Source organism: Nocardiopsis sp. iso_40, from assembly GCF_056173285.1.
Map to the genome: position 1 here is coordinate 3,379,766 of NZ_CM149666.1, position 20,281 is coordinate 3,400,046.

The 20,281-nt window shown below is 72.7% G+C and carries 15 protein-coding genes; 6 read left to right on the plus strand and 9 right to left on the minus strand.

The features are described 5' to 3' along the window. Nucleotides 1-60: 60 nt before the first annotated feature. Nucleotides 61-2,478, minus strand: coding sequence for a malto-oligosyltrehalose synthase (gene treY, locus AC0VYD_RS14840; protein WP_475476123.1), 2,418 nt, complete (start codon nucleotides 2,476-2,478; stop codon nucleotides 61-63). A gap of 400 nt (nucleotides 2,479-2,878) precedes the next feature. Between treY and pstS the strand changes: the two genes are divergently transcribed. Further along, a complete protein-coding gene (pstS, locus tag AC0VYD_RS14845) occupies nucleotides 2,879-4,042 on the plus strand; it encodes a phosphate ABC transporter substrate-binding protein PstS (protein ID WP_475480271.1) in 1,164 nt (387 codons plus the stop codon). Nucleotides 4,043-4,088: 46 nt separating this feature from the next. Here the strand turns inward: pstS and AC0VYD_RS14850 are convergent, their stop codons facing one another. The 5 genes from AC0VYD_RS14850 to AC0VYD_RS14870 form a co-directional block, all read right to left on the minus strand. Then, complete coding sequence (locus tag AC0VYD_RS14850) at nucleotides 4,089-5,867, minus strand: glycosyltransferase family 2 protein (RefSeq protein WP_475476124.1); 1,779 nt, start codon at nucleotides 5,865-5,867, stop codon at nucleotides 4,089-4,091. A 233-nt stretch (nucleotides 5,868-6,100) separates the two neighbouring features. Continuing rightward, entirely contained in the window at nucleotides 6,101-6,274 is a 174-nt protein-coding gene (locus tag AC0VYD_RS14855; protein ID WP_475476125.1) for a hypothetical protein, read from the minus strand. Nucleotides 6,275-6,353: 79 nt separating this feature from the next. Next, complete coding sequence (locus AC0VYD_RS14860) at nucleotides 6,354-7,361, minus strand: C40 family peptidase (RefSeq protein ID WP_475476126.1); 1,008 nt, start codon at nucleotides 7,359-7,361, stop codon at nucleotides 6,354-6,356. A 477-nt stretch (nucleotides 7,362-7,838) separates the two neighbouring features. Continuing rightward, complete coding sequence (locus AC0VYD_RS14865; protein WP_475476127.1) at nucleotides 7,839-9,755, minus strand: S9 family peptidase; 1,917 nt, start codon at nucleotides 9,753-9,755, stop codon at nucleotides 7,839-7,841. A 179-nt stretch (nucleotides 9,756-9,934) separates the two neighbouring features. Beyond that, nucleotides 9,935-10,396 carry an Rv3235 family protein gene (locus AC0VYD_RS14870; protein ID WP_475476128.1) on the minus strand — a complete coding sequence of 154 codons (462 nt, stop codon included), beginning with the start codon at nucleotides 10,394-10,396 and terminating at the stop codon, nucleotides 9,935-9,937. Between the two features lie 156 nt (nucleotides 10,397-10,552). Between AC0VYD_RS14870 and AC0VYD_RS14875 the strand changes: the two genes are divergently transcribed. The 5 genes from AC0VYD_RS14875 (at nucleotide 10,553) to AC0VYD_RS14895 (ending at nucleotide 17,529) form a co-directional block, all read left to right on the plus strand. Beyond that, nucleotides 10,553-11,368, plus strand: coding sequence for a glycerophosphodiester phosphodiesterase family protein (locus tag AC0VYD_RS14875; RefSeq protein ID WP_475476129.1), 816 nt, complete (start codon nucleotides 10,553-10,555; stop codon nucleotides 11,366-11,368). Between the two features lie 7 nt (nucleotides 11,369-11,375). Further along, entirely contained in the window at nucleotides 11,376-12,770 is a 1,395-nt protein-coding gene (locus tag AC0VYD_RS14880) for an MFS transporter (protein ID WP_475476130.1), read from the plus strand. Nucleotides 12,771-12,852: 82 nt separating this feature from the next. Continuing rightward, nucleotides 12,853-15,849, plus strand: coding sequence for a DEAD/DEAH box helicase (locus AC0VYD_RS14885; RefSeq protein ID WP_475476131.1), 2,997 nt, complete (start codon nucleotides 12,853-12,855; stop codon nucleotides 15,847-15,849). Beyond that, nucleotides 15,846-16,583: a hypothetical protein gene (locus tag AC0VYD_RS14890; RefSeq protein ID WP_475476132.1), complete on the plus strand. Its 738-nt coding sequence runs from the start codon at nucleotides 15,846-15,848 to the stop codon at nucleotides 16,581-16,583. The genes AC0VYD_RS14885 and AC0VYD_RS14890 overlap by 4 nt, the downstream gene beginning before the upstream one ends. A 109-nt stretch (nucleotides 16,584-16,692) precedes the next feature. Then, the gene (locus AC0VYD_RS14895; protein ID WP_475476133.1) at nucleotides 16,693-17,529 is read left to right on the plus strand and encodes an SAM-dependent methyltransferase; all 837 of its coding nucleotides are present in this window, start codon (nucleotides 16,693-16,695) and stop codon (nucleotides 17,527-17,529) included. Nucleotides 17,530-17,592: 63 nt separating this feature from the next. Here AC0VYD_RS14895 and AC0VYD_RS14900 read toward each other — a convergent pair whose 3' ends face one another. The 3 genes from AC0VYD_RS14900 to AC0VYD_RS14910 all read right to left on the minus strand — a co-directional run bounded on the left by AC0VYD_RS14900 (nucleotide 17,593) and on the right by AC0VYD_RS14910 (nucleotide 20,216). After that, nucleotides 17,593-17,913, minus strand: coding sequence for a carboxymuconolactone decarboxylase family protein (locus tag AC0VYD_RS14900; protein ID WP_475476134.1), 321 nt, complete (start codon nucleotides 17,911-17,913; stop codon nucleotides 17,593-17,595). 34 nt (nucleotides 17,914-17,947) lie between these two features. After that, nucleotides 17,948-18,724, minus strand: a complete 777-nt coding sequence (gene pcaD, locus AC0VYD_RS14905; RefSeq protein ID WP_475476135.1) for a 3-oxoadipate enol-lactonase — start codon at nucleotides 18,722-18,724, stop codon at nucleotides 17,948-17,950. Between the two features lie 316 nt (nucleotides 18,725-19,040). Further along, a complete protein-coding gene (locus AC0VYD_RS14910; RefSeq protein ID WP_475476136.1) occupies nucleotides 19,041-20,216 on the minus strand; it encodes a thiolase family protein in 1,176 nt (391 codons plus the stop codon). Between the last annotated feature and the right edge of the window lie 65 nt (nucleotides 20,217-20,281).

Below are 20,281 nucleotides of genomic sequence, written 5' to 3' on the forward strand. Positions count from 1 at the left end.
ATCGCGGTCAGCCTACCGGTGCAGCCCGCCTCAGCCCTCCACACCAACACCCCAGCTCCATCACTCCCGCACCAGCACCGCCACCGGGTAGGTGTCGAGTACCTCGGCCAGGTGGGCCGTGGTCAGGCCGTCCATCCGGGTCGGGGCGATGGTCCGGCCGGTGAGGCGGTCGGTCCACTCCCCCGGGCCCGAGGGCAGGGGGAGAACCGTGTCGCCCCAGCCGCCCGCGTCGGCCAGGGTCAGCGGCAGCCTGGTCGCCACCACCGCCAGGGCCGGTCGGCGGGAGCCCCGGGTGGTGCGGGCGAAGGCCAGGGCGTGCGCGGCGGAGGACCCCTGCGCGGTCAGCGGAAGGTATCCGGCGGGGCCCAGTTCCCGGCGGGCGCTCAGGCAGGTGCGGAGCAGGTGGAGTTTGGCCGCGCCGCTCTCGTCGACGGGCGGACGCCACCCCTGTTCGATCCGGGCCAGGAGCGCGGCCCGGGCCCGGTGGTCGACGGGCCTGCGGTTGTCCGGATCGACCAGGGACAGGTCCCACAGTTCGGTGCCCTGGTAGACGTCGGGCACGCCCGGGCCCAGGAGCTGGACGGCCTTCTGTCCCAGGGAGTTGCTCCATCCCGGTTGCCGGAGGGACTCGGCCATGGCCCTGATCTCGGCGTACAGGTCGGTGTCCGCGCGCAGCCGGGCGGGCCAGTCCCGGATCCGGTCCTCGAAGTCGGGGGCCTGCGCGGTCCAGGACGTACCCAGGCGGGCTTCCCGTGCCGCCTTGAGCAGGTACTCGACCAGGCGTTCATCGGACAGGGGCCAGGCCCCCAGGAGGGTCTGCCAGCCGAGGAGGTCGAGCGACGGTTCGGGCAGGGGCGCCCGTGCGCTCCAGCGGCGCACGGCGTCGGCGAAGTCCTCCGGGATCTCCGAGAGGACGGCCAGACGGGCGCGCACGTCCTCGGAGCGTTTGGTGTCGTGGGTGGACAGCGCGGTCATGGTGTGCGGTTCGGCGGCCTCGCGTCGGAGGTTGGCCTCGTGGAAGGAGTCCGGGTCCACACCGAACCCGGCCGGGTCGCCGCCGACCTCGTTCAGGGCGACGAAGCGGGTGCCCCGGTAGAAGGCGGTGTTCTCGGTGCCCATGGCCACGACCATGCCGCTGGTCTGCTGGACACGGCGGGCGAGTTCACCGCGGGGGTCCTCCCGGACGGTGCGGTCGACGGTTTTCAGGACGGGTTCGAGGTCGGGTCGGCGTTCGGCGGCGGTGCGTACGGCCCGGGCCCAGGCCGACTCGGCTTCGGGCAGGTAGGAACGGTAGACGTCGAAGGAGGTGAGGAGCTCGGCCACGGCCTCCCTCCTGTTCTCGGTCTCCCGGCCGTTCTCCCCCTCCCCGCGCTCCTTTCCGTCGCGCCTGTCCTCATCCCTGCCGCCACCTTCCCCGCACTCCCCTTCAGCCAGCAGCGCGGCGATCCGGCGCACCTCGGCGCGCAGCAGTTCCGCCGCGGCTTGGGAGCGGGCCTGGTGGTCGATGGCACCGGTGTCTGTGGGGACGCCCCGTTCCCGGGCCAGAGCGGTCAGGACGGGTTCGGCGTCGGGGTCGACGAACACCCCGCAGATCTCCCGCAGGGCGTCGTAACCGGTGGTTCCGGCGACCGGCCAGGAGTCGGGCAGGGACTCGCCGGGGGCGAGGATCTTCTCCACCACGATCCATCCGTCGAAGCGCTCGGCGAGGCGGCGCAGGTAGCCGCCGGGGTCGCTGAGGCCGTCGACGTGGTCCACCCGGAGGCCGTCGGCCCCGTCCTGCGCAGCCCAGCGGAGGATCTCGGCGTGGGTGGCGTCGAAGACGCCCGGCTCCTCGACTCGGACGGCGGCGAGGTGGTCGACGTCGAAGAATCGGCGGTAGTTGAGTTCGCTGTCGCCGCGCCGCCAGGAGACCAGCCGGTAGTGCTGGCGTTCGTGCACGTCGGCGGCGCTGTCGCCGGGGGTGTACGTGCCCGGCGCCAGGGGGAAGCGTTTGTCGAAGTAGACGAGGTGGCCGTCGGTGAGGGTGAGTTCGGCCAGGGCCGCCCGGCCGTCGTCCCCGTCGTCACCCAGGACGGGTACCAGGATCGGCCCGGAGTCGAAGTCCACGTCGAAACAGCGTGCGTAGACCGAGTCCCGGCCGTGCGCGAGGACGTCCCACCACCACGGGTTGGCGTCGGGGCGGGCCACGGACATGTGGTTGGGCACGATGTCGATGACCACACCCATGCCGAGTGCGTGCGCCCGTGCGGCGAGTTCCGCGTGGGCTCGTTCACCGCCGAGGGCCTCGGAGACCCGTGTGGGATCCACCACGTCGTAGCCGTGGTCGGATCCGGGGGCCGCGGTGAGGATGGGTGACAGGTACACGGCGCCGACGCCGAGCCGGTGCAGGTGCTCGAGCAGATCGGCCGCCTCGGCCAGGCCGAACCCGGGCCGGAGCTGGAGCCGGTAGGTCGACGTAGGCGTCGCGGACCTGTTCATGGAACCGTTCGTGGACCCGTCCCGGGGGTCGCTGTGCGCACTCATCACGGGGGATCACTGCCCGTCGGATCGGCGTGTCATGCGTGTGCGGGCCCGCCCCGTTCCTGCCCGTCCCCGTCCCGTCCCTGCTTCCGTTCGCCCTTCCGCCGCGGCCGCTCCCGGGACCGCGAGCGCGAACCTTCACCAGCGAAAAACCCTTAGTTCACCTTTTGTCCACCTGGAGTCCCCCGAAGCGCCACGGATACGTCCTGTTCCGCACACACCCGCGTTGGGAAAGGTGGTCCGGCAATGGTTAAATTCTTCGGCGGTGTTCCATTACCAGCGACAACGCGCCGGGAACCGGTGGCGAGCGGTGAAGACAATCAGGACCACCGACACCGACGAAGGGGATAGAAGCAGCGTGCTCCCGTCCAACAAGCGCACCCGCACCCAGTCCCGCTCCCAGCGCCACCCCCGGCACCGTTCGGGCGCCTACCGGGGCGCGGCCTCGGCCGCGCTGGCCGGACTACTGCTGGCGACGACGGCCTGCGGCAGCGACGAGGCCGTCCAGGGCGCGGCCCCGGCGGTCCCCGACGATCTGGAGTGCTTCTCCGGCAGCCTGGACGGCGCCGGGTCCAGCGCCCAGGAGAACGCGATGACGACGTGGATCGCGGGTTACCAGTCGGCCTGCGAGAACGCGCGCATCTACTACGACTCGATCGGTTCGGGCGGTGGCCGCAACCAGTTCATCGACGGTGCGGTGACCTTCGCCGGGACGGACGCGGCGATGGATCCCAAGGAGAACGAGGACGCCCTGGAGCGTTGCGGCGGCTCCGACACCATCAACCTGCCCGCCTACGTGGTGGCGATCGCGGTGGTGTTCAACCTGGAGGGGATCGACTCGCTGAACCTCCGCCCGGACACCCTGGCGCGGATCTTCAACCAGGACATCACGCACTGGAACGACCCGGAGATCGCGCAGGACAACCCGGAGGCCGACCTGCCCGACCTGCCGATCACCCCGGTCAACCGGGCTGACGACTCCGGCACCACGGAGAACTTCACCAACTACCTCTCGGCGGCCGCGGACGACTCCTGGCCGCACGAGCCCGGCGGGCAGTGGCCGATCACCCCCCGCGAGTCCGCCCAGGGCAACAGCGGTATCGCCGACACCGTCTCACGGGCGAAGGGCGCCATCGGGTACGTGGAGATGTCCCACCTGCACGGCCTGTCCGCGGTGAGCATCGGCGTGGGCGGGGAGTTCGTCGAGATCGCTCCCGAGGCGGCCGCCCAGGTCGTGGCCGACTCCCCCCGCCGTGAGGAGAACACCAGCGAGTACGACCTCGCGCTGGACCTGGACTACGGCACCACCGAGCCGGGCAGTTACCCGATGGTCCTGGTCAGCTACGAGACGGTGTGCCTGGACTACCCGGACCCGAAGGAGGCCGAGCGGGTCAAGGCGTTCCTGAGGTACGTGGTGAGCCCCGAGGGGCAGCAGGAGGTCTCCGCGGAGACCGACTCGACCCCGGTCAACGACTCCCTGCGCGCCGACCTCCTGGCCTCCATCGAGGCGATCGGCTCCTGATCCGGCCCCGGCGGGTCCGGCCGTTCGGACGGGTGTCCTCAGCCGCCTATCCGGCAGCGGTCGGGCCCCCGGGCCCGGTCTCCTCGTCCCACTCGTCGGGCATCTCCCGCCCGGAGGCGCGGCAGGCGCGGTGCCACAGGGAGCGCAACACGGCGCCCGGCCCCCGTCTGCGCGGTCGGTCCGGGCCCTCGTTCCGCACCCTGCCGCCCCGGGCCCTTCCCCTGCCGGACCGGGGGCCCTTCGCACCCTTCCCGGCCCCGCCCGCTCCACTGGCCGCCCTGTCGCCCCCCGCCCCGCCGACTCCGCCGATCCTGTTGACTCCGTCGGCCCGGTCGGCCGCCGGGGGTCCCGGAACCGGCCAGGCACCGCCGCCGGACCGGGGCGCGGGCGGGACCGAACGGTGCAGGGTCAGGTCGGTGAGAGTGCCCTCACCCCCGTGGATCCGGTAACGGCCGTGCAGTTCGGCGACCACGTCGGCCAGGTCCTCCTCCTCTCCGCACACCCGCATGGCGCGGGCCAGGGCCCGGGTGCGCCACAGCCGCACTCCGGCGTCGCGGGTGGGCGCGGCGGCGAGGAAGAGTTCGGTGAGCCCGGCGCGGGCGCGTTCGGCGCTGGCGAGGAGGCGGGACAGGGCCAGCTCCCCGAGCCCCCAGGCGACGGGCACCTGGAGGAGGAAGGGTGAGGGGAACCCGGTCCTCGGTGCGGCGGAGGCGAAGGAGACGCGCGGTTCGCGCAGGTAGTTGGCCTGGACGAGGCGCAGGTCCAGGTGGGGCCCCTCGCGTCCCCCCGGGGCCGCCCGGGCGCCCTCCCAGTCGGCGACCAGGGTCACGACCAGGTCGGTCTCGGTGCCGTTGAGGAGCCGGTCCACGCAGCCGCGGACCAGGTCGTAGGGGGCTCCGGCCACGTCCACCACGGCGTGCACCAGCGGAGTGCGTCGGCGCTGCACGGGGACCCGCTCCCGGTAGGCGTGCGGGTGCGGCATGAGTTCGGCCAGGACCTCGGTGCGGAAGCGTTCCGAGGGCAGGCGGGTGCGGGCCGTGGAGGCCGGGCCCACGTGCCAGGCGGTGGCGTCGCGTTCGGGGACCATGACCGCCCCGGCCTGCCACAGCCGGTAGCCGAACTCGGTGTCCTGCCCCAGGTCGAGGTCGGGGTCCACGCCTCCGGCCGCCTCGTAGAGGCTGCGCCGCACGGCGGCTGCGGCGCCCAGGTAGGCGTGGAAGCCGAGGTGGTCGGCGTCGCGCAGGCGGTCGCTCTGCTCCAGGAGGTGCTCGATCCAGTCGTGGCGCCCCCCGGTGTCCAGTTCACGGTGCAGCTCGCCCGCCCGGGCCGCAGCGAGGACGCCCTCGGGGCCGCGGGGTTCGGCGTCGGTGAAGCGGACCCGGCCGAGGGTGACGCACTCGGCGTGGGTGTGGTGCCAGCGGGCCTGGGCCTCGACGAACTCGGGGCAGGCGACCATGTCGGCGTCCATCCACATCAGGATGTCGCCGGTGCTGGCGTGCGCCCCGTAGGCACGGGCGTATCCGGCCCCCCAGCCGCCGTCGGGCGCGGCCACCACACGGCAGCTCTCGGGGCGCAGGTCGGGCAGGCTCAGGGGCGGCGCGGAGTGGTCGTCGACGACCACGACCTCGAACAGGTGCGCCGGGTAGGTCTGGGCGCACAGGGCTGCCAGGGCGAGGTTGAGGCCGACCTGGCCGCCCCTGGCGGGGATGATGACGCTGACACTGAGTTCCGGTGTCCAGCGGCCGATGGCGGGGGGTGTCAGCGCACTCCAGTCGTTGCGGAAGACACGGGCCGATACCCGCTCCACCCGGCCGCGGTGCGACACCCCGTCAACATGAGACCCTACGTGCTTATTCAGTGACACAGAGTCACTATAGCGATGTCTGGGGAACCGGAGTGAGACTCGGCGCACCGAATGTCCCCTCCGATTTGGTCTTTCAGTGCGGCATGTACAGCCCTCGGCCCACCCGGGCCGGACCGGGCCGACCGCCCGGACCGGAGTCCCCGAAGCAGCCTCTCGGCCCCTCCGTCCGGTTCGGCTCCCGGAGTTCCTCCGGTTCAGCTCCCCGAGCGGGCGTCCGCCTTCAGCATCCTGACGCCGAGGAAGACGACCCCGACGACCAGAGCGATCATGACGAGCCAGACCAGCAGGCCGACGATCACCGACAGCAGCCAGAAGAGGGCGATCACGGCCGCGACACCGGCGGCGACCCTGAGCAGTAGACGTCCCATGCGCGGAAGAATACGCGACCGCACTCCCGCCAGGGTCCCCGGCCCGCACCCCGGGCGCCGGGGGCGGGCCGGGGACCGGTCAGGCCGGACGGACGGCACCGGTGAAGACGCCGTCCCAGTAGGCGGCCAGTGAGACCTCCTCCAGCGGCTTGGACGGGTTGGAGCCGTGGATCATCATGCCGTTGCCGGAGTAGATGCCCACGTGGCTCGGGGCCGAGGCGCTGTAGAAGAACATCAGGTCACCGGGCTGGAGCTGGTCGCGCGAGACCGGAGTCCCGGCGTTGACCTGGTCGTAGGTGGTGCGCGGCAGGTTCACGCCCGCCTGGGCCCAGGCGGCCTGGGTGAGGCCGGAGCAGTCGTAGCCGTCGGGACCGGTACCGCCCCACACGTAGGGCTTGCCGATCTGGGCCCGGGCGAAGTCCAGGACGGCCTGGACGTCACCGGACACGGCGGCGGTGCCCCCCGAGGAGCCGCTGGCTCCGCCGCCGTCCACGGCCTCGGCGGCGATCGGATCGACGCCGCCCAGGCTCTCCAGCACCTCGGCCTGCTCGTCCAGGGCGGTCTCGCCCTCGGACACGGCGGTCTCGGCGGCTTCCAGGGACTCGGCCGCGGCCTCCTCGGTCGCCTCCGCCGCGTTGTACAGCTCCTCGGCGTGCTCGACGCCGCTCACGTAGTCGGCGAGCACCGTCTGCTGCCCCGCGGAGAGGTAGTCGAGGTCAGCGATGTTCTGCAGGGCGGTGTCGGCCTCACCGCCGAAGAGGACGCCCATGGAGCTGTGGGTGGCGCCGGTGTAGGCGCCCTGCACGATCACGGAGACCTGACCGGAAGCGGCTTCCAGCTCCTCCTGGGCCTGCTCCAACTGCGTCTGGAGGTCCTCCAGCTCGGCCTGGGCCGAGGAGTGGTCCTCCTGCGCCTCGTTGTAGGCGGCGTTCAGCTCGGAGAGCTCCTCCTGAAGCTCCTCGTAGCGCTCACGGGCCTCCGGCTCCGAGGGGTCGGCCAGCGCCACCCCGGAGGAGAGCACCACGGCACCGAGGGCGACGAAGCCGACCGTGGTCAGACGACGGGTGGGTTCGGGATTGCGGGTCAAAGCACCGACTGCCTTTCTCCCATACCCGTTTACCGGCACTTGAACATCCCGAAGGCACGCCGAGGGTCGGCGCGGGGATGCGCGGCGAGGGGGATCCGGCGGCGGCGAGAGGTGCCGTGAGAGATCGCCGGGTGTCGTGACGGCCCCTGCTCATGGGAAAAGGACAGCTGTTGAGCAGGGTGCAACGGCGGGTCGGACGCTGCCACCCTGGTGGTGACGAACTAGGACAATCCGACCTGGGGGAACACTAATTCATTCCCGGGACCGGACGCGACCCTTTCGTTACCTCCCACTGGGCAACCCGCTTGACCTGCGAGGACCACACCCTCCCCGGAAAGTCCGCCACGAGCGCGACTGGGGGCGCCTCATCCCACGCAGAGCACACCAAAACCAGACCAAGCCCCGATTTTACCGTGACGCGTCTCACATTGAATCGGGGAAGGGGGCGGGCGCCGCGAGTGCCCGCCCCCGCGCAGGTCACAGGTAGCGATCCCACCAGTCCAGGACCGCCTCGAACCGGGCCACCCGGTGGCTGGGCAGGCCCGAACGCGACAGCTCGTGCCCCTCCCCCGGGAACAGCAGCATCTCGGTCTCGACCCCGCGCCGCCTGAGCGAGACGAACAGGCGCTGGGCCTGTTCGACGGGGCAGCGCCAGTCCTGTTCGGAGTGGATGATCAGGAACGGTCCCTCGATCCGGTCCGCATAGGTGAGCGGGCTCTCCTCGTACCAGCTCTCCGGCGGTCCGTACAGCGGCTCCGGGAAGAGGGAGCCGATGTCGGAGGACCCGTGGAAGCTGTCGATCGCGTTGACCGCCCGCTCGCTGATCGCGGCGCGGAAGCGCTCGCCGTGGTGGGCGGCGATCCACGTGGTCATGAAACCGCCGTGCGAACCGCCCATCACCCCCACCCTGGAGGCGTCCAGCCGGTCGTCCTCAAGCGCCTTGTCCAGGAAGGCCAGGACGTCGATCGAGGTGACGGCGCCCACCGAGCCGATGATCGACCGGGCGTGCTCCTGACCGTAACCCGCCGACCCGCGCGGGTTGCAGTAGACCACCGCGTACCCGGCCGCCGCGTAGACCTGGGTCTCGTCGAAGAGCTGCCAGCCGTACTGGGCGAACGGGCCGCCGTGGATCATCAGCACCACCGGATGGGGCCCCTCGCCCTCGGGGACCGCCACCCAGCCGTGGACCTCGTTGCCGTCCCCGGTGCGGGCGGTCAGCTCGACCACCGGCAGCGGATCCAGCGCCTGGTCAGTGAAGGAGGTCAGGGCCCGGACGCCCTCGCCCTCCCCCGCGAGCGCGTACAGCTCTCCGCTGTCGCGCTCGCCGGCGGCCACCGCGACGGTGACCCCGCCCGCGTGGTCGAAGCCCCTCACCTCGACGTGCCCGCCCAGCAGGGTGGTGCGCACGCCGCCCGGGGTGATCCGGTACAGCTCGACCGCCCCGCGGTTCTCACCGGCCACAAGGACACCGTGGTCCGTCATCCGGGCGCGCGTGCCGGGCGAGAGCACGGTCCGCGGGTCCTCGGTGCCGGTCAGCCGCCGGGGAGCGCCGGAGCCGTCGAAGGGGACCGACCACAGGCCGGACACCCGGCCCACGAAGTCGTCGCCCTCCGGGCCCAGCTCGTCACCGAGGAAGTACACGGTGGCACCGTCCCCGGACAGGCTCGGGGCCCCCGCGTCCAGGTCGCCCCGGGTGATCCTGCGCAGCTCCGCGCCGGGCTCGGGGGCGCAGGTCCACAGGTCCGTGTACAGGTCGGTGTCGCGGCTCGGGTGCAGGGCCGCGTCGAACACCAGGCCGCTGCCGTCCGGGGTCCAGACCGGCTGGCCGTGGTCGGCGTCCCCCTCGGTGATCCGGGCCGGCTCGCCCGCCTCGCCCGATGGGTCGACCGGAGCGCTGACGAAGATGTGCTGGCGCCGGTCGTTGGTGAACCCGAGGCCGTCGGCCCGGTACTTCAGTGCGGTGATCCGGCGCGGCGGCTCGTTGTCCGGGGTGCCGTCCACATAGCGCTTCTCCTCCGGCACCCGCGCGTTGTAGGCCAGTCGGGCGGAGTCGGGGCTCCAACTGAACGGGCCCGTCCCGAGGGGGTGGTCGGTGACCTTCCACGGCTCGCCGCCGTCGGCGGGCAGCACGTGGATCTGCGCGTGCCTGTCCTCGTCGGGGCGGAGGAAGGCGATCCAACGGCCGTCGGGCGAGAAGAGCGGGGAGCTGTCGCGCGTGCCCCGGGTGAGCTTGCGGGGCGGCTCGGAACCGTCGGTGGGCACGCTCCACAGGGAGCCGGGGTAGGCGTCCTCCTCCAGGTCGGGCCGGGTTACGGCGAAGACCGCGCGGCTGCCGTCAGGGGACAGCGAGGGGGCGCCGATGCTGTGCAGGCGGGCGATGTCAGCGGGTTTCATACACGAGTGGCGGCCGAGCCCGCAGGCCCGTCCACCGTCTCCTTCCCTTGGGTACTGGGATCCCGGTGGCCCGGTCAGGCCTCCGATCAGGGGGCCATCCCACCCGGACCCTATCGATGCGCAACCGGGCAGAGCCAGGCCTTCCCGTCTTTTCGGTCACCGCTGGGGCGCTCCGGACCTCAGTGCCCCCGGTCGGTCTCCAAACGCGTGCAGACCCAGCGCCCGCCCTCCCTGCGCAGCCGGAACGCGAACACCCGCGAGCGCCGGTCGCAGTCGATCACGGCGCTGGCCTCCACCCCAGACGCACCCAGCGGCTGGTGGAACACCCTGGCCAGACGGGGCGCCATGGCGCACCCGACCGTGCCGCGCAGACGACGCAGCTCCTCCCGGACCGGCACCGTCACCTGGTTGCGCAGCACCTCGGGGGCGCGCCTGCCGACAAGGACCTCGGCCATCTGCTGGGCCAGCCGGTGCACGTCCCCGGGGGTCCGGTGGCCCGCCAGCAGGGGTGCCCCGCACCGGCCCACCGACATGCCCCGGACCGGGGTGCGCGCGGGGGTGCGCGTCGGCCGCCAGGGGTTGGCGGACGCGCGGGCGCAGAGCGGGCGCCGACAGGGGTGGCCGTGGGAGGAGTGCGACATGAACAGATCCCTTCCGAGGAGGAACGAAGCCCTTACCCCCTACAAGGAGCCGCCGACCGGACGCCCGTGCCACCTGGAATTCCAGCTTTCCCCGGCGGTCGACACGACGCACCCGGCCCGAGCGCCCCCTACCCGGGAACCGTCATACTTCAAGACGTGACACACGCGTACCTTTCCTCCCCCGTGCCCGTCGCCCTCGCCCACCGCGGCGGATGGCTCACCGACGACCAGGGCGAGCGCCGCACCGAGCTGGAGAACACGGCCGCGGCCTTCCAACACGCCGTGGACCTGGGCTACACGTACCTGGAGACGGACGTGCACGCCACCAGTGACGGCGTGCTGATGGCCTTCCACGACGACACCCTGGACCGCACCACCGACCGGCCGGGCGCCATCTCCGAACTGCCGCACAGCGAGGTCGCCCGCGCCCGTGTCGCGGGCAAGGAGCCGGTGCCCCTGCTGGAGGACCTGCTCGGCGCCTGGCCCCAGGCGCGTTTCAACATCGACCTGAAGTCGGACGGCGCCGTCCTGCCCCTGCTGGAGGTGCTCCGCCGCACCGACGCCTGGGACCGGGTGTGCGTGGGCTCCTTCGACCAGGACCGCCTGGACCGGGCACGCCGCCTCTACGGCCCCCGGGTCGCCACGTCCTGCGGCCCGGTGGACGTGGCCCGGCTCCGGCTGGCCTCCCTGTCCCCGTTTCTGCGCCCGGTCGCCAGCCGTGTCCCGGTCTGCGCCCAGATCCCCCTGAGCCACAACGGGTTCCCCCTGCTCAGCCGGGACGTCATCCGCACCGCGCACCGGCTCGGCATGCAGGTCCACGTGTGGACCATCAACGACCCCGAGGTGATGGAACGCCTGCTCGACGCGGGGGTGGACGGAATCGTCACCGACAACACCCTCGGGCTGCGCGAGCTGCTCCTGCGACGCGGCCGCTGGAACCGGAGCCTCCCCAGAACCCCGAAGAACGGATAGTCCCGCGATGCCCACTCCCCCCGAAACGGCCGAAGGCCAGAGCCCTTCGGCCGACCCCGACCAGCGCAGGCGCGAACAACGCGGCTGGTACCTCTACGACTGGGCGAACTCGGTGTTCATCACCTCGGTGGTCACCGTCCTCATCGGCCCCTACCTGAGCGGTCTGGCCTGCGCCTCGGTCGGAGCAGCCGACACCGAGGCCTGCCGTGACGCCTCCCTGGCCATCACACCGCTGGGCGCCGACTTCCTGACGCTGCACCCCAACGCGCTCTACCCGGCTCTGACCACGGTCGCGATCCTGCTGCAGATCCTGCTGCTGCCGCTGGTCGGCGCGCTGGCCGACCACACCAAGCGCAAGAAGACCTGGCTGCTCCTGCTCGCCACGGGCGGATCGGTGTGCACCAGCGCCCTGTACTTCACCACCGAGGGCTACCTGCTCGCCTCGGTCCTGTTCCTGGCGGCCAACCTGCTGTTCGGGTTGTCGATCGTCGTCTACAACGCCTTCCTCCCGGAGATCGCCACACCCGACGAACGGGACCGGGTGTCGGCCGCCGGATGGGGGATCGGCTACCTGGGCGGGGCCCTCCTCCTCGCCTTCCACCTGGTCCTGGTACTCACCGCCGCCGACGCCGCCTGGGCCGCACGGGTGGCCTTCGCCTCGGTCGGTATCTGGTGGGCCGGGTTCACGGTCATCTCGATCAGGCCGCTGCGCAACCGCTACGGCGCGCTCGCCGCGCGCAGCCACGGGCGGCCCCGGGTCGGCGAGTCCCTGCGCGACTTCGGGCACACCCTGCGCGACATGCGCAGGTACCCCGACACCATGCTGTTCCTGCTGGCCTTCATCTTCTTCAACGACGGTGTGCAGGCGACCATCCGCTACGCGGCCCCCTTCGCCACCCAGGACCTGAACCTGGGCCAGGACTCCCTGATCATGACCATCCTCATCATCCAGTTCGTTGCCTTCGCGGGGGCGTTCGCCACCGGAGCGATCGCCGCCCGCCTGGGACCGAAGCGGACCGTGCTCGGCAGCCTGGTGGTCTGGTGCCTGCTGGTGGGGGTGGGCTACTTCCTGCCCGCGGGCAACGTCGCCCTGTTCGTCGCGATGGGTGTCGGCATCGGCCTCGTACTGGGCTGCACCCAGTCCCTGGCCCGGTCGATGTTCTCCCAGCTCATCCCGCGCGGCCGGGAGGCGGAGTACTTCAGCCTCTTCCAGATCTCCGACAAGGGCTCCACGTTCCTGGGCTCCCTGGTCGTGACCGTCGCGGTGAGCCTCACCGGGGGCTACCGGGTGGCGATCCTCTCCCTGATCGCGTTCTTCGTGCTCGGCGGGGTCCTGCTGTGGCGGGTCCGCATGCGCGAGGGCATCCTCGCCGTGGGCAACGAGGTGCCCGCCAAGCTCTGACCCGTGCCCGGCCGGTACGGAACGTCGTCGCCCCCGGTGATACTGGGGGCGACGACGTTTGCCGGTCTCCACGGGGGGTGTGGTGCGGTTTCTGCACGGGGTGTGGTCGAGGGACGCACTGGTGCTCTGGGGCGAGGGGGACCCGGTGTCGGCGCCGACCGCCGCGAAGCCGGGCGCGCACCCCTTCGCGGCGGGTACGGCGGAGCTGCGGGACCTGGTGGCCAGGGCCGGGGCCGACGCCGACGGGCCCCGTTCCGCCGAACTGGTCCTCCAGCTGCCCGGAACCGACGGGGCGCCCGCACCCTCCGACTCCACCGACACGGCGCCCGCCGAATTCCGCCCCTGGCGGGTCCCGGCCCTGGAACTGTCCCCGGCCCGGGCCGACTCCCTGCTGGCCGCGCTCGACGAACCGCCCTGCCCGCTCGGCCCCGCCCTGACCCACCTGCGCGCGGTCCACACCTTCGCCGAACGGCTGGTCCTGGCGGGCTGTGTCCTGCCCGACCTGGTCGGCGCCCCGCCACGCGCCCGTTGGCGACCGGCCCCGATGGACACCGCCGAGGCACACCTGGCCGCGCTCACCGAGGCCCTGCCCGCCGCGGCCACCGCCCACCTGGGCGGGGAGGAGGGCGCGGAGACCGCCCGCGCCTGTGTGCTGGCACCCCTGGAACTACTCACCGACGCCGCGGCCCGCCGTCTGTCCCCGCCCAGGAGCGCACCGGAGCCCGGCCCCGCGGACGCACCCGCGGCGCTTCTGGCCTCCGCGCTCGCCGGGGAGCGCACCCGGATCGGCGAGGACGCCGCCCGGGCGCTGCGCGGCCCCCTGCGCGAGTGGCGGGACCGGGTGCGCGGCGGCGGCCGGGCCCAGCTGCTGTTCGTGCTGCGCGAGCCCGAACCCGAGAGCGCCCGGGGCGGCCCCCGGCCCTGGACACTGGAGTTCTGGGTGCGCTCCACCACCGACCCCGGCCTGCGCCTGCCCCTGGAGCAGGTGTGGCTGGGCGAGGGCGCGGCCTGGCTGCCCGAGGACGTGGCCGCCACCGCCCTGGCCGATCTGCGGCGCGCCGCCCGCCACCTGCCCGCGCTCCACCGTGCCCTGCGCGAGCTGGCCCCGGAACGGCTCCACCTGGACACCGCGGGCGCGCAGGCGTTCGTCGGCGGCGCCGCGGCCCGGCTGTCCTCGGCTGGGTTCGGCGTGGTGCTGCCCGAGTGGAGCGGACGCGACGCACTCGGGCTGCGGATGACCGTGAGCGAGGGGCCCAGGCGGCGCGGCCGCGGCGGGGTGGGCCCCGACGACCTGGTCGACGTCTCCTTCGAGGCGCTGCTGCGCGGTCCGGGGTCCGGGAACCCCCTGTCCGAGGAGGAGCTGGAGGAGCTCGCCGAGCTGGCCCGGCTCAAACGCTCCCTGGTCCGGGTCCGCGGCCGGTGGATGGAGATCGAACCAGAACGGGTCGGGGCCGCCCTGGACCTGATGCGCCGGAGCGGGCGCGGGCGGATGCGCCGTGAGGAGGCGCTGCGGGCGGCGATAGGCGTGCAGGAGCCCCCGCTGCCGGTGGCGGACGTGGTGGCCGACGGCCCGCTGGGAGCCCTGCTGGACGGCGGGGCCAAGGCCGGACCCCGGCCGATGGGGACCCCGCCCGGGTTCGAGGGCGTGCTCCGGCCCTACCAGGACCGGGGAGCGGCCTGGCTGCGGTTCCTGGGTGAGCTGGGCCTGGGAGCGGTACTCGCCGACGACATGGGGCTGGGCAAGACCGTGCAGCTGCTGGCGCTGCTCACCGACGAGCGCGCCGGGGGCCCCGCGCCCGGACCCACCCTGCTGGTGTGCCCGGTGTCCCTGTTGGGCAACTGGCGCCGGGAGGCCGGGAAGTTCGCCCCGGGACTGCGGGTGCACGTCCAGCACGGCCCGGACCGGCCGGTCGGCAACGCGTTGGCCCGGCTCGTGGGCGCGTGCGACCTGGTGGTCACCACCTACGGGGTGGTGGCGCGCGACTCCGGGGAACTGTCCGGGATGCCCTGGCACCGGGTGGTCTGCGACGAGGCCCAGGCGCTGAAGAACCACACCACCCGACAGGCTCGGGCGGTGCGTTCGCTGCCCGCCGCGACCCGGATCGCGCTCACCGGTACCCCGGTGGAGAACAACCTGGGCGAACTGTGGTCGGTGATGGAGTTCGCCAACCCGGGGCTGCTGGGTTCGGCCGCCGACTTCCAGCGCGCGGTCGCCGACCGGGCCGAGGCGGAGGAGGGCGCGGGGGACGGCACCGACCTGGTACGCCGCCTGACCGGGCCGTTCGTGCTGCGCAGGCTCAAGACCGACCGGTCGATCATCGCGGACCTGCCGGAGAAGCACCAGATGCGCACCTGGTGCACGCTCACCCCCGAGCAGGCCTCGCTGTACCGGGCCGTGGTGGACGACATGGCCGAGCGGATGGCCGAGGCCGACGAGCGGGAACGCAAGGGGCTGGTGCTGTCCGCCATGTCCCGGCTCAAACAGATCTGCAACCACCCGGCGCAGTTCCTCGGGGACGGTTCGGCGCTGGCTGGGCGCTCCGGCAAACTCGACCGGCTGGAGGCGATCCTGGGCGAGGCGGTGTCCGAGGGGGACAAGGCGCTGTGCTTCACGCAGTACGCGCGCTGGGGTGAGCGCCTGGCGCCCTACCTGCGCTCCAGGCTCGGGGTTCCGGTGCTGTGGCTGCACGGCGGCACCTCCCGGGCCGACCGCGAGCGGATGACCGAGCACTTCCAGACGGCGGCGGGGCCGGTGGTGTTCCTGCTGTCCCTGAAGGCGGCGGGGACCGGGTTGAACCTGACCGCCGCCAACCACGTGGTGCACGTGGACCGGTGGTGGAACCCGGCGGTGGAGAACCAGGCCACCGACCGGGCCTTCCGGATCGGGCAGCGCAGGGACGTCCAGGTGCGCAAGATGGTCTGTGTGGGCACCGTGGAGGAACGGGTGGACGAGATGATCGAGCGCAAGAGCGCACTGGCCGACGGCGCGGTGGCCACCGGTGAGCAGTGGCTGGGCGGGCTCTCGGTGGAGGACCTGCGCGAGGTGGTGCGGCTGGCGCCCGAGGCGGTGGCCGGATGAGCTGGTCGGAGCTGGTGGAGGCGGCCCTGGGCGGTTCCGGGGGCGGCGCGGTGGAACGGATCTCGGTCCGGCCCGGCGAGGTCCTGGGCCGGGTCCGGGGCAACGATGTGAGCCTGATCCGCGCCGTGTGGCCCGATCAGGAGTGGGACCGGGCCGGTGCCGCACTGGCCTCGCAGCCGCTGTTCCGGGCGCGACTGCTCTCCGGTGAGCTTCCGGAGGCCGCGGAGCGGGTGTTCGCCCTGCTCGGCCTGGCCCTGGTGCCGCGGGGGTGGGGCGAGGTGGTGGCCACGTGCTCCTGCGACCACTGGGCGGGGCGCTGCGCGCACCTGTCGGCGACCGCCGCCGCGCTGGGGGCGGAGGCCGACCGCGATCCCTTCGCCCTGACCCGGTGGGCGGGCCGGGAACGGCGTGCGTTGGTGGAACTGGTCAGGGGCGTGTCCACCGGAACAAAGGAGGCCTCGGAGCAGGGCGCGGATTCGGGAGAGGATCACCGCCGCGCACTTTCGGAGGAACACGCCGACGCTGGTGGCGACGTTTTCGCCGCTCGGGCGCAAACGGGTTCCGCCCTTTCCCCGGCGGCCTTCTGGCGAACCCCGCCCCCTCCCCCGGTTCCGTCCCTTCCGGCAGGGGCCGGCGATCGCGTCAGAGCCGCCGCCCCAGGGCATATCGCCGACGAGCTGCCCGGTTTCGACCGCTTCCGCCGTCCCTTTTCCACCGACGAAGAGGGCCCCTGAAGCATCCGCTCGACTTTCTTGCGGAAAAGCCGGTACGACCCACGAAACACGGTTACGATTCGCCTGAAGATGCCTCGCACAAACTAGTCCTGATTGGTACCTCTCTCCTATGGCCGATCGCTTCCCCCCCCACATCAACATGGACACGCCGAGCATCGCGCGTATGTACGACTATCTGCTGGGCGGGAAAGACAACTTCGAGGCGGACCGGGAAGCCTGCGAGGAGCTCGCCAAGGGCATCCCCGAACTCGTCTCCTTCGCCAACGACAACCGGGCCTTCCTCGGGCGCGCCGTCGAGTACGTGAGCAGGCAGGGTGTGGAACAGTTCCTCGACCTCGGTGCCGGCCTGCCCACCACCGAGAACACCCACCACGTCGCCCAGCGGGCCAACCCGAGGGCGCGCGTGGTCTATGTGGACCACGACCCCATCGTGCTGGCCCACGGCAGGGCGCTGGTCACCGACAGCGCCGGCACCGCGTTCCTGATGGCCGACATCCGCGACACCGACCAGATCCTCAGCGCGCCGGAGACCCACCGGCTCATCGACACCGACCAGCCGGTGTGCGTCATGCTCGTCTCACTGCTGCACTGCCTGCCCGACGAGAGCGACCCCTTCGGCATGGTCCGCTCCCTGCTCGACCGGCTCGCCCCCGGCTCCTGCGTGATCTTCTCCCACATCGTCTCCGACGACCCCGAGGCGGCTGCCTGGATGACCGAGAAGATCCTCTCCTTCGGCACCCCCTGGGGCCGCGTGCGCAGTCCCGAGGAGGCCTCCGCCGTGTTCTCCGGCCTCGAACTCGTGAGCCCCTGGATCGACGGCCGCGACCAGGGCCCCCGGGCCGTGGACTGCGCCACCTGGCGCCACCCCGACCGGGAGCCGCTCCAGCGCCCCGACGACCCCGAGATCAAGAGGTGGGAGATGTCCGGGGTCGCCTTCAAACGCTGACCCCGCCGTGCGGCGAGGGGCCCGGCCCGGGAGAGCCCGCCCCGCTCCGGCGGGGCTGGCGGGTCAGGCCCCCGCGTCCTCGTCGAAGACCTCCCGGGCGATGGCGAAGGCCTTGTCGGCGGCCGGGCCCCCGCGGTAGACGGCGGCCTGGAGGAACACCTCCCCGATCCCGTCCGGGGGCAGGCCGTTGCGCAGGGCCGCCCGTACGTGCATGGCCGACTCGCCCCGGTGGCCCTTGGCGGCCAGGGCGGCCAACACCGTGCAACTACGGGTCCGCCGGTCCAGGCCCGGGCGGGTCCAGGCCTCACCCCAGGCGTACCGGGTTATCAGGTCCTGGAAGGGTTGGGTGAAGGCGCTCCTCGGCCCGGACCGCGTGCGCGTCACCGAGCACGCTCCGGCGCACCCGCGTCCCGGCGCCTTACCGGTCCGCGGCGGTCAGGTGCCGGGTGATGAGCGTGTTCACCTGGGCCGCGTTCGACCAGGACAGCATGTGGGCCGCGTCCGGGAGCACCACGAGCCGCGCTCCGGGGACCCGTTCCGCGATCAGCGCGCCGTTGCCCTCGGGCGGGGTGGCGGTGTCGTCGGCCCCGGCGACGACCAGGGTGGGCGCGGTGATCCGGTGCAGGTCCGCACGTACGTCGTGGTTCTCGATGGCGCCGCAGCAGCCCGCGTACCCCTCGTCGGGGGTGTCGACGATCTGGTCGCGCAGGAGGGTGACGTCGTGGGGGTGCTCCTTGGCGTAGCCGGGGGTGAACCAGCGCTGCACGACGTTGTCGGCCAGGGCGGCGGTGCCCTCGGACCGGACCAGGGCGGCCCGGTCCCGCCAGTTCTGCGCGGGGCCCATGTACGGGGAGGTGGCCATCAGGACGAGGCGGTCGATGCGTTCGGGAGCGTTGACGCCCAACCACTGGCCGAGCATGCCGCCGATGGACAGGCCCGCGTAGTGGGCGCGTTCGATCCCCAGCCGGTCGAGGAGGGCGAGGACGTCGCCGCCCAGGTCGGCCATACTGTAGGGACCCTGGGGAGCGGGCGAGCGGCCGTGCCCGCGCAGGTCGACGCGGATCACCCGGAAGACGGTGGAGAGCGCCTCGACCTGCGGTTCCCACATCTGGCCGGTGGTGCCCAGGGATCCGGCGAGCACCAGCGGCGGTGCGTCCGCGGGGCCGCTCACGGTGTGGTGGAGGTCAACGCTCATCGGTTTCCTTCTTCGCTGTCGGTACGGTCCGTCCGGCCGGTCCTACCCCTCACCCGGTCGGTGAACACCGCGGCGGCGCCGAGGTAGGCCATGGGGTCGAGCGGGGCGGGCCGGTTGCCGCCGGTGTGGCGGTAGCACCCGCGCGTCGGCCTGCCAGGTATGCACGAGGGTGTGCGGGCCGACTCGGCCGTAGCTGTCGCGGACCTGCCCGGCCACGATGATGCGCTGACCCCGCGGTTCGCCCCGACGGATGTGGTGGACATGTGGCTGTTCCTTGCGGAGCGGGCCCCGGGGTGGGCGGGGCCCGCCGGGGACGTCAGGCGTGCAGCACGACGGCCAGGCCCTGGCCGACTCCGATGCACAGCGCGGCCAGGCCCCAGCCGCCGCCGCGCCTGCGCAGTTCGTGGGCGAGCGAGCCGAGGACGCGCGCTCCGGAGGCGCCGAGCGGGTGGCCGATGGCGATGGCTCCGCCGTTGCGGTTGACGATGTCGGGGTCCAGCCCCTTCCAGCTGCGGACACAGGCCAGGGACTGGGCCGCGAAGGCCTCGTTGAGTTCGACCGCGGACAGGTCGTCCCAGCCGATCCCGGCGCGTTCGAGGGCGATCTCGGCGGCGCGGACCGGGCCGATGCCGAACACGTCGGGGTCGACCCCCGCGGCACCCCGGCTGACCAGGCGGGCGAGGGGTTCGCGGCCGGTGGTGGCGGCGGCTCCGGCGTCGCCGATCAAAAGGGCCGCGGCGCCGTCGTTGAGGGGGGAGGCGTTGCCCGCGGTGATGGTGCCCTCCTCGCGGAAGGCGGGTTTGAGCCCGGCGAGTTTGTCGGCGGAGGTCTCGCGGATGCTCTCGTCGCGTTCCAGGCGGGCGCCCTCGACCTGGACGATCTCGTCGTCGAAGACACCGTCGGCCCAGGCGCGGGCGGCCTTGGTGTGGCTGGCCAGGGCGAAGGCGTCCTGGTCCGCGCGGCTGACGCCGTACTGGCCCGCCAGACCCTCGGTGCTCTCCCCCAGGGAGACGGTCCACCTGCGGGGCATGCGCGGGTTGACCATGCGCCAGCCGAGGGTGGTGGAGTGCAGGGCGGCGTCGGCGGCGGGGAAGCCCTTGGCCGGTTTGGGCAGCACCCAGGGGGCGCGGCTCATGGACTCGACTCCCCCGGCCAGGACCAGGGAGGCGTCACCCGTCTGGATGGCCCGGCTGGCCTGGACGGCCGCCTCCATCCCGGAGCCGCAGAGGCGGTTGACGGTGGCTCCGGGAACGGAGGTGGGCAGCCCGGCCAGGAGTGTGGCCATCCGGGCGACGTTGCGGTTCTCCTCGCCCGCTCCGTTGGCGTTGCCGAACAGGACCTCGTCGACGGCGGCCGGGTCGAGGTCGGGGCTCCGGTCGACCAGGGCTCTGATCACGTGCGCGGCGAGGTCGTCGGGGCGGGTTCCGGAGAGTGCGCCGCCGTACTTGCCGAAGGGGGTGCGGACGGCGTCGAGGACGTAGACGTCGGTCACCGTGTGCCTCCTGGGTTGAGGGGGTGTGTCCGTCGGTGGGTTCGGTCCGGCGGACCGGAACCCAT

What these genes read in the sequence shown, in the direction of transcription:
- treY (WP_475476123.1), bottom strand. Translation starts at nt 2,478, where the DNA reads ATGAACAGGTCCGCGACGCCTACGTCGACCTACCGGCTCCAGCTCCGG.
- AC0VYD_RS14855 (WP_475476125.1), bottom strand. Translation starts at nt 6,274, where the DNA reads ATGGGACGTCTACTGCTCAGGGTCGCCGCCGGTGTCGCGGCCGTGATC.
- AC0VYD_RS14865 (WP_475476127.1), bottom strand. Translation starts at nt 9,755, where the DNA reads ATGAAACCCGCTGACATCGCCCGCCTGCACAGCATCGGCGCCCCCTCG.
- AC0VYD_RS14870 (WP_475476128.1), bottom strand. Translation starts at nt 10,396, where the DNA reads ATGTCGCACTCCTCCCACGGCCACCCCTGTCGGCGCCCGCTCTGCGCC.
- AC0VYD_RS14880 (WP_475476130.1), top strand. Translation starts at nt 11,376, where the DNA reads ATGCCCACTCCCCCCGAAACGGCCGAAGGCCAGAGCCCTTCGGCCGAC.
- AC0VYD_RS14890 (WP_475476132.1), top strand. Translation starts at nt 15,846, where the DNA reads ATGAGCTGGTCGGAGCTGGTGGAGGCGGCCCTGGGCGGTTCCGGGGGC.
- AC0VYD_RS14895 (WP_475476133.1), top strand. Translation starts at nt 16,693, where the DNA reads ATGGCCGATCGCTTCCCCCCCCACATCAACATGGACACGCCGAGCATC.
- pcaD (WP_475476135.1), bottom strand. Translation starts at nt 18,724, where the DNA reads ATGAGCGTTGACCTCCACCACACCGTGAGCGGCCCCGCGGACGCACCG.